Below are 14,077 nucleotides of genomic sequence, written 5' to 3' on the forward strand. Positions count from 1 at the left end.
TCCGCCCTCCGGGAGCGGTGAGACCACAGAAGGAAGTAGCAATGACACTGACCGCACCTGAGGCGGCGACCGGGACGTCGGGCGGGGCCATCGGCCGCATCGCCCGCGTCACCGGCCCCGTCGTTGACATCGAGTTCCCCCACGACGCGATCCCCGAGGTCTACAACGCGCTCTACACGCACGTCGAGGTCGAGGGCGTCTCGAGCAAGCTGACCTTCGAGGTCGCGCAGCACCTGGGCGACGACCTCGTCCGGGCCATCTCCCTGAACCCCACCGACGGACTCGTCCGCGGCCAGGAGGTCCACGACACCGGCCTGCCGATCTCGGTCCCGGTCGGCGACGTGACCAAGGGCAAGGTCTTCAACGTGATCGGCGAGGTGCTCAACGCCGACGCCGACGGGAAGATCAACGGAGAGTCGTTCGAGATCACCGAGCGCTGGCCGATCCACCGCAAGCCCCCGCAGTTCGACCAGCTCGAGTCCAAGACCGAGCTGTTCGAGACCGGCATCAAGGTCATCGACCTGCTCACTCCGTACGTACAGGGCGGCAAGATCGGCCTGTTCGGCGGCGCGGGCGTCGGCAAGACCGTCCTCATCCAGGAGATGATCCAGCGCGTCGCGCAGGACCACGGTGGAGTGTCCGTGTTCGCCGGCGTCGGCGAGCGCACCCGTGAGGGCAACGACCTCATCGCCGAGATGGAGGAGGCGGGCGTCTTCGACAAGACCGCTCTCGTCTTCGGCCAGATGGACGAGCCGCCGGGAACGCGTCTGCGCGTCGCCCTATCGGCCCTGACCATGGCGGAGTACTTCCGCGATGTGCAGAAGCAGGACGTGCTGCTCTTCATCGACAACATCTTCCGCTTCACGCAGGCCGGCTCGGAGGTGTCGACCCTGCTGGGCCGCATGCCCTCCGCGGTGGGCTACCAGCCGAACCTCGCCGACGAGATGGGTGTGCTCCAGGAGCGCATCACCTCGACGCGCGGACACTCGATCACCTCGCTGCAGGCGATCTACGTCCCCGCCGACGACTACACCGACCCGGCGCCGGCGACCACCTTCGCCCACCTCGACGCGACCACCGAGCTCTCCCGTGAGATCGCGTCGAAGGGCCTCTACCCGGCCGTCGACCCGCTCACGTCCACCTCGCGAATCCTCGACCCCCGCTACCTGGGCGCCGACCACTACCGCGTGGCGACGAACGTGAAGCAGATCCTGCAGAAGAACAAGGAGCTGCAGGAGATCATCGCGATCCTCGGTGTCGACGAGCTGTCGGAGGAGGACAAGATCACGGTGTCGCGTGCGCGCCGGATCCAGCAGTTCCTCTCGCAGAACACCTACATGGCGAAGAAGTTCACCGGTGTCGAGGGATCGACCGTCCCGCTGAAGGACACGATCGAGTCGTTCGACGCGATCACCAAGGGCGAGTTCGACCACGTGGCCGAGCAGGCGTTCTTCAACGTCGGCTCGATCTCGGACGTCGAGGAGAAGTGGACCCAGATCCAGAAGGAGAACGGCTGATCATGGCCGGGACCCTGAAGGTCAGCGTCGTGTCCGCGAACGCCGAGGTGTGGTCCGGAGAGGCGAAGCAGCTCACGGCTCGCACGGTCGAGGGCGAGATCGGCATCCTCGCCGGCCACGAGCCGATGCTCGCGATCCTCGCCACCGGCGAGGTGCGCGTCACGGCCCTGGACGGCACGCGTCTCACCGCGCAGGCCGACGACGGCTTCCTGTCCGTCGAGAACGACGTGGTGACCGTGGTCGCCCGTCAGGCATCGCTGGTCTAGTACACCGCCGCTCACCGCGGCACGGAGGGGCCGGACGATCATCGCGATCGTCCGGCCCCTTCGTCGTGCCGCCCGTCCCTCTTCTCCGAAGGAGTCCTGTGCACGTCCTGCTGCCACCGTCCGAGACGAAGCGCGACGGCGGCGACGAGCCGTTCGTGCTCGAGTCGCTCGCCTTCCCCGAGCTCCACGCGAAGCGGCGCGAGCTGGCGGAGGCGCTGATCGCGCTGGCCGGGGACCCCGAGCTCTCTGCCCGGGCGCTGAAGCTCGGTCCGCGTCAGCTCGGCGAGATCGATCGCAACGCGGGGCTCGCGACCGCGGCAGGCCTCCCCGCGGTCGACCGCTTCGACGGGGTGCTCTTCGATGCGCTCGACGCGCGCAGCCTCGATTCCGGTGCACGGGAGGTGCTCGGTCGGACGGCGATCGTGCAGTCCGCGCTCTGGGGGCCGATCCGCGCCCTCGACCTGATCCCTGCATACCGTCTGTCCCACGACTCCCGTGTGCCGGGCAGACCGCTCAAGCGGTGGTGGGCGGCGGAGGCCGGGCGGGTGCTGAGCGCGCTCGACGGGCTCGTCCTCGATCTGCGGAGCGAGGCGTACGCGGCGCTCGGACCGGTCCCTGCGGGCGAGGGGCGGTTCTTCGTCCGCGTCCGCTCGCGCGGGGCCGACGGCGTCCTCCGGTCGCTGAACCACTTCAACAAGCAGGGCAAGGGACGCTTCGTCAGGGCGCTGGCGGAGGACCGGGTGGCGACGGAGTCGCTCGGCGAGCTCTCGGCGTGGGCGGCCGGGCGCGGGTTCCTGCTCGCCGAGAACCGGCACACGGGAGAGCTCGACCTCGTCGTGCCGGAGTCGTAGGCGTCAGCGTCGGCGCCAGCAGCCGGTGAGGTGGTCGTCGACGACTCCGGCCGACTGCATCAGCGCGTACGCGGTGGTCGGTCCGACGAAGCGGAGCCCGGCGGCCTTCAGCGCTCGCGCGAGCGCCGTCGACCCGGGCGTCGTCGCAGGGACGTCGGCGGCTCGGACCACCCGGTCCTCGACGTCCGGATCGTGGAAGGACCACACGAGCTCGTCGAGCGCGCCCTCGCCTCTCTGCTCCACGAGCGCGAGCACGGCCCGGGCGTTGTCCCGGGTGGCGATGATCTTCGCGCGGTTCCGGATGATGCCGCTGTCCTCCATCAGCCGCTCGACATCGGTGTCGTCGTACCGGGCGACGCGGGCCGGATCGAAGCCGTCGAAGGCCTCGCGGAACCTCGGCCGCTTGCGGAGGATCGTGATCCAGGAGAGGCCGGACTGGAACGCCTCGAGGGAGATCTTCTCGAACAGCAGGCGATCTCCGTGCAGCGGGGTGCCCCATTCCTCGTCGTGGTAGCGGCGGTACTCCGGATCCGCGCCGCTCCAGGCGCAGCGGACCAGGCCGTCCTCTCCCTCGACGAGTCCGTCGGCCGTGCTCATCGGTGGGGGATCCCCTCGTGATCGAGAAGCCAGGCTTTCGTGGCGACTCCCTCGCCCGCGCTGAAGCCGGTGATCCGTCCGTCGCTCGCGAGGACGCGGTGGCAGCCCACGATGATCGGCACCGGGTTCGCACCGACCGCTCCGCCGATCGGCCGGCCCGCCCGGGGGCGACCGGCGGCCGTGCCCAGTGCGCCGTAGGAGGTGATCTCCCCGAAGCCCAGAGCCTGGAGCCGCTGCCAGATCTCGAGCTGGAAGGGCGTGCCGCGCAGAGCGACCGGCAGATCGAAAGAGCGGCGGGTCCCGTCGAAGTACTCGTCCAGCTGCTCGACGGCCCGCAGGAGCACCGGGAGGTCCGACTCCGGGAGGTGCTCGTGCGGGAGCAGACCGGCCTGCTCGATGGCGAGCGAGACGATCGCATCGCCGTCGCTGCCCACCTCGATGCGGCCGAGGGGGCTCGTCGTCCGTCGGACGTGAAGGGGAGTCGTTCTCATGCGTCGAGAGTATCCGCGGGACTCCCCACCGACCGGCGGGAATCGGACACCGGTGCAGAACTCGGCCGATCGGTCCCTGTGGAGGGATTCCTGGCCGGAGGGCGCCATCCGAGCGCCGGCGATTCGGTGTCGATGGGACCTCTCCCTCCACAGGCGGCGATCTCGAGATCCTTCCGATGATCCCGAGGGCCGTCGCTCCCGGCGGGTGCGAGGGTCGGCAGGATCGCAGCATGACCTCCTCAGCGATCTTCCTCCACCCCGCTCCCGCCTCGCGTGTCCCGGCCTCACCCGACGACGCCGCCCTGTTCCATGCCGCTCACGGATCCCGGCGGGGTGCGGCGGAGGCGAGCCTCGTGCTCGTCCCGTTCCGGGCCGGCGCGCCGAGCGGCTCGCTCCGCTTCGAGCTGTCGGGTGCGGATCCGTCCCTGATCGCGCGGGCCTGCCTCGGTGCGCTCGGCCGGTTCGGGCGGGTGCGGCGAGCACTCGCGCTGGTGCATCCCGGCGAGGCGGGTCCGGAGTCGTGCGAGGGACTCGTCGCCGCCCTCGAGGAGCGTGCGCGCCGGCTCCCCGGCCTCGCCCTCCGCGTCGCCGTGCTCCCGTCCTCCGGCGGCGACGACGGGCTCGAGGCCGGCGACCGGGACGACCCGCGAGCGGTGGCCGCCGCGGTCGACCGTCTCCTCGACCGCCACCCGCGGGCCGAACTGCCCGACGTGCTGTTGCGCGGTGTCGACGACCTCGTCCGGCGAGCTCTCGCCGGTCCCGATCCCGAGGTCCGGCCGGCGGGCCTGGCTGCGCTCGTCGTGGCCGTGCAGCGCAGCCGCGGTGCGGACCGCGTGCTGCGGTCGGCGCGGAGCGGTGACCCCGGCGCGGCGGGAGCGCTCGCCCCGCTGCTCCGCCGTGCCGCCGTCGTCGCACCCCCGAGTGAGCGAGCCGGAGTGCTCGCCCTCCTCGCCCGGATCCTGGCCGGTGAGGGCCGTGCCGACGAGGCCGGACGGCTCGCCGACGAGGCTATCGCTCTCGATCCGCACCACGCAGGTGCGCGCCGAGTCGCGGCCGCACTCGCCGCCGATCGTCGGGAGCGCGCCGCGTGAGGGCGCTAGAGCCGCGACCAGGCCTCGGTGAGCACGCTCCGGAGGATCTGCTCGATCTCGTCGAACTCGCGCGGGCCGATGGTGAGCGGCGGCGCGAGCTGGACGACGGGATCGCCGCGGTCGTCCGCCCGGCAGTACAGCCCCGCGTCGAAGAGCCCCTTCGAGAGGAATCCGCGCAGCAGCCGCTCCGACTCGTCCTCGTCGAACGTCTCCTTCGTCGCCTTGTCCTTCACCAGCTCGATGCCGAAGAAGTAGCCGTCGCCCCGGACGTCGCCGACGATCGGCAGGTCGAGCAGCTTCTCGAGCGTGGACCGGAAGACGGGCGAGTTCTCGCGCACGCGCTCGTTCAGGCCCTCCTCCTCGAAGATGTCGAGGTTCTCGAGCGCGACCGCGGCCGAGACGGGGTGGCCGCCGAAGGTGTAGCCGTGCGGGAAGACGACCTGACCGTGGCGGAAGGGCTCGTAGATCCGATCGCTGACGATCGTCGCGCCGATGGGGGAGTAGCCGCTGGTCATCCCCTTCGCGCAGGTGATCATGTCCGGCACGTAGCCGTACTCGTCGCAGGCGAACATGTGCCCGATGCGGCCGAACGCGCAGATCACCTCATCGGACACCAGCAGCACGTCGTGCTTGTCGCAGATCTCGCGGACCCTCTGGAAGTACCCGGGAGGGGGCGGGAAGCAGCCGCCCGAGTTCTGCACGGGCTCCAGGAACACGGCGGCCACCGTGTCCGGCCCCTCGAACTCGATCATCTCCTCGATGCGGTTCGCCGCCCACAGGCCGAACGCCTCCAGGTCGTCGCCGTGCTCGGGAGCCCGGTAGAAGTTGGTGTTGGGGACGCGGAAGCCGCCCGGCACCAGCGGCTCGAACATCGACTTCATCCCGGGGATGCCCGTGATCGCGAGCGCTCCCTGGGGAGTGCCGTGATACGCGACCGAGCGCGAGACGACCTTGTGCTTGCCCGGCTTGCCCTGCAGCTTCCAGTAGTGCTTGGCGAGCTTGAAGGCCGTCTCCACAGCCTCGCCGCCGCCGGTCGAGAAGAAGACCCGGTTGAGGTCGCCCGGCGCGTGGTCGGCGAGCCGGTCGGCCAGCTCGATCGCCGAGGGGGTCGCGTAGGACCAGAGCGGGAAGAAGGAGAGCTCGGACGCCTGCTTCGCCGCGGCCTCCGCCAGTCGGCGCCGCCCGTGTCCCGCATTGACGACGAAGAGGCCGGACAGGCCGTCGAAGTACTTGCGCCCGGTGCTGTCCCAGATGTGGTGTCCCTCGCCGCGCGTGATGATCGGCACGCCCGCGCCCGAGTCCATCGTCGACTGACGGGTGAAGTGCATCCAGAGGTGGTCCTTCGCCTTCTTCTGCAGGGAGGCGTCGTCGGTCCCCCCAGGCGCGTCGGTCCCGCGGACGGGATCGCCCGACTCGAGGCCGGAGGTCGAGAAGGCTGTCTCGGTGGTCATCTTTTACCGCGTTCCCCAGTTGTAGAACTGCTTGTGGAGCTTCAGATAGACGAAGGTCTCGGTCGAGAGCACGCCGGGAAGCGACCGGATCTCCTGGTTGAGCAGGGCGATCAGATCGTCGTCGTTCTCGCACACGACCTCGGCGAGGATGTCGAAGGAGCCGGCCGTCAGCACGACGTAGTCGACGGCGGGGATGGAGGCGAGCCGGTCCGCGACGTCGCGGGTGTCGCCGGTGACGCGTACACCGATCATCGCCTGGCGGTAGAAGCCGAGCTGCATCGGATCCGTCACCGCGACGATCTGCATGACGCCCGACTCGGTGAGCTTCTGCACCCGCTGCCGGACGGCCGCCTCGCTCAGGCCCACGGCCTTGCCGATCTCGGCGTACGAGCGCCGACCGTCGGCCTGCAGCTGCTCGATGATCGCCTTCGACACCTCGTCGAGCTGGACAGGACGCTGAGAGGGCGGGCGAGACGGGGCCATGCGGCGATTCTGGCAGTCCACGGATGCCCGGGCAAGTGGATCCGCACGTCGGAGCTCGATCCGGCATCGGATCCGGTGGTCGGAGCGTCGACCCGTCTGCGCGACGGACATCGGGCGACAGCGATGGCGGCCGGCTCGGCGGAGGGCCGTCAGCGACTACCATCGGGAGGCGGCCGGGCACCCCTGGCGCCGGCGGTCACGGGCCGTCGGACCGGACGGCCGCGGGCCACGGGGATGCGAGGAGCAGCGATGACGCAGATCGGCCGCAGCCGCGCGTCCGTCACCGTCCCCGTCTCCGCCTGGAGCTCCGACGCACCCTCGGCCGAAGTCACCCTCGGCTGGGCCGCGCGCACCGAGACCGGCCACGTGCGCAGCGCGAACGAGGACAGCTACCTCGCCAAGAGCCCGCTCTTCGCTGTCGCCGACGGGATGGGCGGGCACGCGGCAGGAGAGGTCGCCAGCGACGCGGTCGTGTCGCGCCTGTCCACCGCGGCGCTCGGCGCGACCGTCGGAGCGGAGGAGATCGACCGGGCGCTTCGAGAGGCGGTCGGGGACATCGCCCGGCAGTCGCACACGGCCGACGTCGGCACCGGGACCACGGTCACCGGGATCGCGCTCACGGTGGTCGGGGGAGAGCCCTACTGGTCCGTCTTCAACATCGGCGACTCGCGCGTGTACCTGAGCGTCGCCGGGACCCTCGTGCAGCTCACCGTGGACCACTCCATCGTCCAGGAGCTGGTCGACGCGGGCCTGATCTCCCGCGACGAGGCCGACGTGCATCCGCACAGCAACGTGATCACCCGCGCGGTCGGCTTCCACGAGGCGCCCGTCCCCGACTACCGGCTCGTGCCCGTCCTCGCCGGATCGCGTCTGCTGATCTGCTCGGACGGACTCACGAAGGAGCTGACCGATGCCGGCGTCGGCCACCTGCTCAGCGGCACCGGCTCCGCTCAGGAGGCGGCCGACGCCCTGGTCGACGCCGCGCTGGACAACGGCGGGCGCGACAACGTCACCGTGATCGTCGTCGACGTCCTCGCGGTCACCGGCGACGAGGAGGCCAGCGCGCCGGTCTGACGAGCAGCGCTCCGGCACGGGACGGCCGCGGTGGCGGTGCCGCCGGACCGCCCACACGCGCCGAACGGCCGTACGACGGTCCTGCGCCTGCCGGTTCGCGTCGGGTTCGGCCGGCTCGGGGCTCCCCGCGCCGGCGCTGGGTACGATGGTGAGTGGAAGGGCGTTCTCGGTGATCTGCAGCACGTGTGGCTCCAACCTCGCTCCCGGGGCGATCCTCTGCGGCGAGTGCGGTTCGTCGGTGGCGGCGCATGCCACGACGGGTGCGTCCCGCCCCTCGTCCTCCGGCGACACGACGGTCCTCGACCCGTCCCGCCGTGCCTGGCTGCCGGGCCTGGCCCCCGGCCGGCACCGGCGTCCCGCCCCCGGCGCTCCGATGGCGCCGCCCTCGCAGGGGCTCGTGCGCCTCAGCTTCGCGACCGGGCAGCACGCGATCGTGACCGGCAACGGCCTGATCGGACGCCAGCCGCTCCCGGACCCCAACGAGACGTTCCGGCACATCCTCGCGATCCCGGATCCGTCGCGATCCCTCTCCAAGACCCACCTCGAGTTCGGCTTCGACGAGGGCGGGCTCTGGGTCAGGGACCGCTGGTCGGCCAACGGGTCCGTGCTGGTCGCGCCGACCCAGGCGCCGCTCCCGCTCGAGGCCGGCCGCCGCTACCGCGCGAAGCTCGGCAGCCGGATCCTGCTCTCCTCGGTCGAGATGGCGGTCGAGCGCGTCGACGGGTCCGCCGGCGGCTCGGGACGCCCGCCCCTCACCCGCTGACGGCACGGCCTCCGGGGACCGAATCGGCGGTCGACACGGCCTCCGGGTGCGGAATTCGTGACGATCATGTTTCCGGATGAGCGTTCTCCTCCGTTCGCCGTGACAGGCGGATGAGCGCTGTGCCAGTATTTCCCCACGTTCGGCCCTCGAGGCACGAGCCCCGACGCAGTCAGGAGCCCCCGCCATGACCCGTCCCCTCCCGAGGGATCCCGTCCTCCGCCGGGCCGTCGCCGCGGCACGCTCGCACGAGCGCGAGCGCCGGGCGGTCCTCTCGCGTCGGGCGGTCCTCGGCGGGATCGGCCTCGGAGCGGGTGCCCTCGCCCTGGCCGCCTGCGCCCCGCAGACCCGTGCCGCTCCGACCGCCGCCGCCGACGGATCGGCCGGCGACCCGCGCCTGGTGTGGGACAACTGGCCCGCCTACATGGACGAGGACGACGACGGGAACCACCCCACGCTCCAGGGCTTCGAGGAGCAGACGGGCATCGCGGTGACCTACAACGTCGCCGTCGACGACAACAACTCGTACTACGGCAAGGTGAAGGATCAGCTCGCGCTCGGGCAGTACATCGGCGCCGACACGGTCTGCCTGACGGAGTGGATGGTCTCGCGCCTGGTCCGCCGCGGCTACGTGCAGGAGCTCGACCACGCGAACATCCCGAACATCGCCAACCTCACCCCCTCGCTGGCGAACCCCGACTTCGATCCGGGCCGCCGGCTCTCCCTCCCGTACCAGGCGGGGTTCTCGGGCATCTGCTGGAACAGGGAGAAGCTGCCGAAGGGCCTCTCGAGCATCGAGGATCTGTGGGATCCGTCGCTCCGCGGCCGCGTCGGCGTGCTGAGCGAGATGCGCGACACGATCGGGCTCATCATGCTCGCTCAGGGGACGGACATCGCCGGCTCCTGGGGCGACGACGAGTACATGAACGCGATCGACGTCTTCCGCGAGCAGGTCGACGCCGGACAGATCCGCAACATCAAGGGGAACGCGTACCTCAACGACCTGCAGAACGAGGACACCCTCGCGGCGATCTGCTGGTCCGGCGACATCACCCTGATCAACGCCGAGGCCGGCGACAAGTGGGAGTTCGCCTTCCCCGACTCGGGCGGCGCGCTCTGGAACGACACCTTCGTGGTCCCGATGGGCTCCGAGCGCAAGGCCAACGCCGAGGCCCTGATGAACTACTACTACGAGCCCGAGGTCGCCGCCGAGGTGGCCGCCTGGGTCAACTACATCACCCCCGTGGATGGAGCGAAGGACGTCATGGAGAGCATCGATCCGGAGCTGGCCGAGAACCAGCTGATCTTCCCCGACGAGGACACGCTCGCGCAGGCGCACGTGTTCCGGACCCTGACCGCCGCGGAGGAGAAGGAGTACCAGGCCGAGTTCCAGAAGGTGCTCCTGGGCATCTGATGGCGATCGGGACCTTCGCCGAGAGCGGCGCCGACCTCCAGCTGGTCGGGATCAGCAAGCAGTACCCGGGCTTCACGGCCATCGACTCCCTGGACCTCACCATCCCGGCGGGCTCCTTCTTCGCCCTGCTGGGCCCCTCGGGCTGCGGCAAGACGACGACGCTGCGCCTGGTCGCCGGGCTCGAGGAGCCCTCCGCCGGCCGGATCCTCATCGGCGGGCGGGACGTCACCGAGACGAAGACGTACCAGCGGCCCGTCAACACCGTGTTCCAGTCGTACGCGCTGTTCCCGCACATGTCGATCCTCGAGAACGTCGCCTTCGGCCTGAAGCGGCGGAGGATCGCCGACCCCGTCGGCAAGGCGCACGAGGCGCTCCGTCTGGTCGAGCTCGACCACCTCGCCCAGCGCCGCCCCGCGCAGCTCTCCGGTGGTCAGCAGCAGCGGGTCGCCCTCGCGCGCGCCCTCGTCAACCGGCCCGCCCTGCTCCTGCTCGACGAGCCGCTCGGCGCCCTCGACCTCAAGCTCCGCCGGCAGATGCAGCTGGAGCTCAAGTCCATCCAGGAGGAGGTGGGCCTCACCTTCCTCCACGTCACGCACGACCAGGAGGAGGCCATGACGATGGCCGACACCGTCGCGGTGATGAACAAGGGCAGGATCGAGCAGATGGGCGCGCCGGAGGAGCTCTACGAGCTCCCGCGCACCGCGTTCGTCGCGAACTTCCTCGGCCAGTCCAACCTCTTCACGGGTGAGGTGGTCGGCAGCACCGACCGCGCACTCACCGTCGACGCGGGCGGGCACCGGATCGTCGTGCCCGTCGCCCGCTGCGCCCGCACGAGCGGGGAGATCACCGTCGGCGTCCGCCCCGAGAAGCTCCTGCTGCTGACGCAGGAGCCGCCGCCGGACTCCGGCCGGAACGTGCTCGGGCCCGGCCGCGTGGTCGACGTCTCCTTCAGCGGGGTCAGCACCCAGTACACGATCCGGATGCCGGGCCTGGGCCCGGTGGTCGTCTTCGCGCAGAACATGGTCTTCGGGCCGGTCGTCGGCGAGGGAGCGGAGGTGTGGGTCGGCTTCAGCGCCGAGCACGGCTTCGGACTCGCGGACGAACCGGGCTCGGTCCCGCGCTTCGAGGCGGACGACTCCACCAGCGCCATCGCCGTGCAGCGCCGGGGGCTCCTGGCCGGTCGCAGCGGGGGAGCGTAGGCATGGCCTTCGCCGCCTTCGCCACGGGGCAGGCGGATCCTCAGGACGCTCCGGTCCGCCGGCGGTCGACGATCGCGCTGGTCCTGCTGCTGCCGGGCATCGCCTACATGCTGCTGTTCTTCCTGGCGCCGCTCATCTCGCTCGTGCTCACGTCCTTCCAGGCCGAGGTGCCGGACGGGGACATCGGCGAGTACGCCCCCGGCTTCGCCTGGCAGAACTACCTCGTGGTGATGGGCGACTACTGGCCGCACGTGCTCCGCTCCTTCGGCTACGCGCTGATCGCGACGGTGCTCGCGCTGGTGATCAGCTACCCGCTGGCCTACTTCATCGGAGTGAAGGCGCGGCCCTGGCCGCTGCTGCAGAACCTGCTCCTCACGCTGGTGATCGCGCCCTTCTTCATCAGCTTCCTGCTCCGGACGCTGGCGTGGAAGCAGATCCTCGCGGACGAGAGCCCGCTCGTGCAGGCGCTCAAGGCCGTGGCGGTCCTGCCGAGCGACGGCCACCTCACGGGGACGCCGCTCGCCGTGATCTTCGGCATCACCTACAACTTCATCCCGTTCATGACGCTGCCGCTGTACACGACGCTCGAGCGCCTCGACGTGCGCTTCCTGGAGGCAGGGTCGGATCTCTACGCGCACCCCGCCTCCGTGTTCTGGAGCGTGACCGTCCCCCTGTCGATGCCGGGCATCGTCTCGGGCACGCTGCTGACGTTCATCCCCGCGGCTGGCGACTACATCAACGCGAGCCGGGACTTCCTCGGCTCGTCGCAGACCTCGATGGTGGGCAACGCGATCGAGGCGAACTTCCTCACGCTCGAGAACTACCCGGCGGCCGCCGCGCTCTCGATCGTGCTGATGTCCGTGATCCTGGTCATCGTCGGCTTCTACGTGAAGCGCAGTGGAACGGAGGACCTCCTGTGACCGCGACGGCCGACCGTCCGCTCGCGAGCGCCCAGGAGGCGCTCGGCGCGCCGCCCCCCGCCCCGATCCGGGGCCGCCGCCGCTTCAGGGGCCTCGGGCTCGGCGTCTACACGGCGCTGGCGCTGCTCTTCCTGCTCATCCCTATCGGGTACACCTTCGTCTTCTCCTTCAACGACTCGGGGAAGAGCAACCTCGCCTGGCGCGGGTTCACCCTCGACAAGTGGGTGTCGGCCTGGACCAGCGAGGAGGTGATGACCGCCTTCGGGAACAGCCTGCTGGTCGGTGTGATCGCCACCGTGCTGGCCACTGCGCTCGGCACCATGATCGCCATCGCGCTCGTGCGGTTCCGCTTCCGGTTCCGGTCGGCGATCAGCCTGCTGCTGTTCCTCCCCATGGCGACTCCGGAGGTGGTGCTCGGAGCCGGCCTCGCCGCGCAGTTCCTCAGCGTGGGCGCCGAGAAGGGGCTGGTCACGATCGTGCTGGCGCACACGATGTTCTGCATCAGCTTCGTCGTGGTCACCGTGAAGGCGCGGGTGGCGAGCCTGGACCCGAAGCTGGAGGAGGCGGGACGCGACCTCTACGCGTCGCCGAACCAGGTCTTCTGGCGGATCACCTTCCCGCTGCTGCTGCCCGGCATCCTCGCCGCGGCGCTGCTCTCGTTCGCGCTGAGCTTCGACGACTTCATCATCACGAACTTCAACTCCGGATCGGTCACCACGTTCCCGAAGTACATCTACATCGCGGCGGCGCGCGGCATCCCGGCGGAGGCGAACGTCATCGCATCGGCGGTGTTCGTCCTGGCGATCCTCGTGGTGGTGATCACGCAGGTCTCCGCGGCTGCCCGGGCGAAGCGCCTCGCGCGCGAGCAGTAGCTCAGGGCGTGCCGGGACGTGCGGTCAGACGTAGGAGGCGCGGATCGCGCCGACCGGGCGCCCGCCGCCCGACACGACCGGGTTCAGCCGCACCAGCACGTCGTTCGCCGCGGTCCGGTCCACCGCGTCCGCCTCGACCAGGAGCTTCAGTGCGACCACGGTCGCGGCGCGGAGGCTCCCGTCGAGGATCTTCAGGGCGACGGTGGTGCCGTCGGGCGAGGCCATCACGAGCACGCCCTCGGCGCCGAGCTTGGCGACCAGGCCCAGGCGCTCGATCACGACGGTGTTGTCCCGGCCCGGGCCGTCGATCGCCCACGCGTTCTCGAGGATCGCGGCCGTGAGGACGCCGGCCTGGCGGTAGAGGCCGAACGGTGAGGCGGGGGAGGAGGACACGATCCGCGAGACGCCCTTCGCCAGCGCGGTCAGAGGAAGGGCGTGCACGGGAGCTCCGCAGCCGTCGATCCCCGAGGCCACGACGCGCTCGCCGGTGAGGCGCTCGATCGTGTCGACGATGTGCTGCTGCAGCGGGTGCGTCCGCTCGAGGTAGTCCTCGGTGCTCCAGCCGTTCTGCACGCAGGCCAGCAGCATCGCCGCGTGCTTGCCCGAGCAGTTCATGTAGAGCGGGTCCGGAGTCGCGCCCGCCCGCAGCAGCTGAGCGCGGGTCCCGGAGTCGCCGGGCCAGTCGGCCGGGCACTGCAGGGCGGTGTGGTCCAGGCCGGCGCGGAAGAGCAGGTTCTGCACCAGCGCCACGTGCTGGGGGATGCCGGCGTGGCTCGCGGTGGCGATGACCGCCTCCGCGCCGTTCAGCTCGACTCCGGCGGTCATCACCGCGAGGGCCTGGAACGGCTTGAGGCAGGAGCGGGGGAAGACGGGAGCCGTCGGGGTGCCGAGGCTGCGGGCGACGCGGCCCTCGGAGTCGAGGAGGACGGCGGAGCCGGCGTGGCGCGACTCGACGAACCCGGATCGCTCGACGACGGCCAGCTCGACGGACTCGGCGACGGTGAAGGTTCCTGCTGGCATCCCCCCATCCTGCCCGATGCGCCGACCGGTCCCGCGCTCCCGGAGACGCCGAAGGCCACCGGGGAGCGCCT

Annotated in this window: 15 protein-coding genes; 10 read left to right on the forward strand and 5 right to left on the reverse strand. The window is 70.7% G+C overall.

Going from position 1 to position 14,077, the window contains the following annotated elements:
- Positions 1-41 precede the first annotated feature (41 nt).
- The 3 genes from atpD (at position 42) to C5B98_RS02860 (ending at position 2,634) form a co-directional block, all read left to right on the forward strand.
- The gene (atpD, locus tag C5B98_RS02850) at positions 42-1,517 is read left to right on the forward strand and encodes a F0F1 ATP synthase subunit beta (RefSeq protein WP_104223025.1); all 1,476 of its coding nucleotides are present in this window, start codon (positions 42-44) and stop codon (positions 1,515-1,517) included.
- Positions 1,518-1,519: 2 nt separating this feature from the next.
- The gene (locus tag C5B98_RS02855; RefSeq protein WP_104223026.1) at positions 1,520-1,783 is read left to right on the forward strand and encodes a F0F1 ATP synthase subunit epsilon; all 264 of its coding nucleotides are present in this window, start codon (positions 1,520-1,522) and stop codon (positions 1,781-1,783) included.
- Positions 1,784-1,881: 98 nt separating this feature from the next.
- Entirely contained in the window at positions 1,882-2,634 is a 753-nt protein-coding gene (locus C5B98_RS02860) for a YaaA family protein (RefSeq protein ID WP_104266966.1), read from the forward strand.
- Between the two features lie 3 nt (positions 2,635-2,637).
- Here the strand turns inward: C5B98_RS02860 and C5B98_RS02865 are convergent, their stop codons facing one another.
- Both C5B98_RS02865 and C5B98_RS02870 read right to left on the reverse strand, forming a co-directional pair.
- Entirely contained in the window at positions 2,638-3,231 is a 594-nt protein-coding gene (locus C5B98_RS02865) for a DNA-3-methyladenine glycosylase I (protein WP_104327275.1), read from the reverse strand.
- Positions 3,228-3,722, reverse strand: a complete 495-nt coding sequence (locus C5B98_RS02870) for a methylated-DNA--[protein]-cysteine S-methyltransferase (RefSeq protein ID WP_104223029.1) — start codon at positions 3,720-3,722, stop codon at positions 3,228-3,230. Before C5B98_RS02870 ends, C5B98_RS02865 begins: the two co-directional genes overlap by 4 nt.
- Before the next feature lie 230 nt (positions 3,723-3,952).
- On the opposite strand from C5B98_RS02870, the gene C5B98_RS02875 reads away from it, so the two are divergent.
- Positions 3,953-4,813: a hypothetical protein gene (locus tag C5B98_RS02875; RefSeq protein ID WP_104327276.1), complete on the forward strand. Its 861-nt coding sequence runs from the start codon at positions 3,953-3,955 to the stop codon at positions 4,811-4,813.
- Positions 4,814-4,818: 5 nt separating this feature from the next.
- Here the strand turns inward: C5B98_RS02875 and C5B98_RS02880 are convergent, their stop codons facing one another.
- Positions 4,819-6,264, reverse strand: coding sequence for an aspartate aminotransferase family protein (locus C5B98_RS02880; RefSeq protein ID WP_104262499.1), 1,446 nt, complete (start codon positions 6,262-6,264; stop codon positions 4,819-4,821).
- Between the two features lie 3 nt (positions 6,265-6,267).
- Positions 6,268-6,747 (reverse strand): Lrp/AsnC family transcriptional regulator, encoded by a 480-nt coding sequence (locus C5B98_RS02885; protein WP_104223032.1) that lies wholly within the window; start codon positions 6,745-6,747, stop codon positions 6,268-6,270.
- Positions 6,748-6,996: 249 nt separating this feature from the next.
- Here C5B98_RS02885 and C5B98_RS02890 point away from each other — a divergent pair, with 249 nt between their 5' ends.
- From C5B98_RS02890 to C5B98_RS02915, 6 genes are all read left to right on the forward strand, one after another.
- Positions 6,997-7,821 (forward strand): PP2C family serine/threonine-protein phosphatase, encoded by an 825-nt coding sequence (locus C5B98_RS02890; RefSeq protein ID WP_104327277.1) that lies wholly within the window; start codon positions 6,997-6,999, stop codon positions 7,819-7,821.
- A 238-nt stretch (positions 7,822-8,059) separates the two neighbouring features.
- Complete coding sequence (locus C5B98_RS02895; RefSeq protein WP_104223034.1) at positions 8,060-8,584, forward strand: hypothetical protein; 525 nt, start codon at positions 8,060-8,062, stop codon at positions 8,582-8,584.
- A gap of 184 nt (positions 8,585-8,768) precedes the next feature.
- Positions 8,769-9,995, forward strand: a complete 1,227-nt coding sequence (locus tag C5B98_RS02900; protein ID WP_104223035.1) for a PotD/PotF family extracellular solute-binding protein — start codon at positions 8,769-8,771, stop codon at positions 9,993-9,995.
- Positions 9,995-11,194, forward strand: coding sequence for an ABC transporter ATP-binding protein (locus C5B98_RS02905; RefSeq protein ID WP_104246579.1), 1,200 nt, complete (start codon positions 9,995-9,997; stop codon positions 11,192-11,194). Before C5B98_RS02900 ends, C5B98_RS02905 begins: the two co-directional genes overlap by 1 nt.
- 2 nt (positions 11,195-11,196) lie before the next feature.
- A complete protein-coding gene (locus tag C5B98_RS02910) occupies positions 11,197-12,114 on the forward strand; it encodes an ABC transporter permease (RefSeq protein WP_104327278.1) in 918 nt (305 codons plus the stop codon).
- Positions 12,115-12,179: 65 nt separating this feature from the next.
- A complete protein-coding gene (locus C5B98_RS02915; protein WP_181027101.1) occupies positions 12,180-12,986 on the forward strand; it encodes an ABC transporter permease in 807 nt (268 codons plus the stop codon).
- A 24-nt stretch (positions 12,987-13,010) separates the two neighbouring features.
- On the opposite strand, the gene C5B98_RS02920 is transcribed toward C5B98_RS02915, so the two are convergent.
- Complete coding sequence (locus C5B98_RS02920; protein ID WP_104223039.1) at positions 13,011-14,006, reverse strand: asparaginase; 996 nt, start codon at positions 14,004-14,006, stop codon at positions 13,011-13,013.
- Between the last annotated feature and the right edge of the window lie 71 nt (positions 14,007-14,077).

This window comes from Rathayibacter sp. AY1A5, from assembly GCF_002930875.1.
GTDB lineage: Bacteria > Actinomycetota > Actinomycetes > Actinomycetales > Microbacteriaceae > Rathayibacter.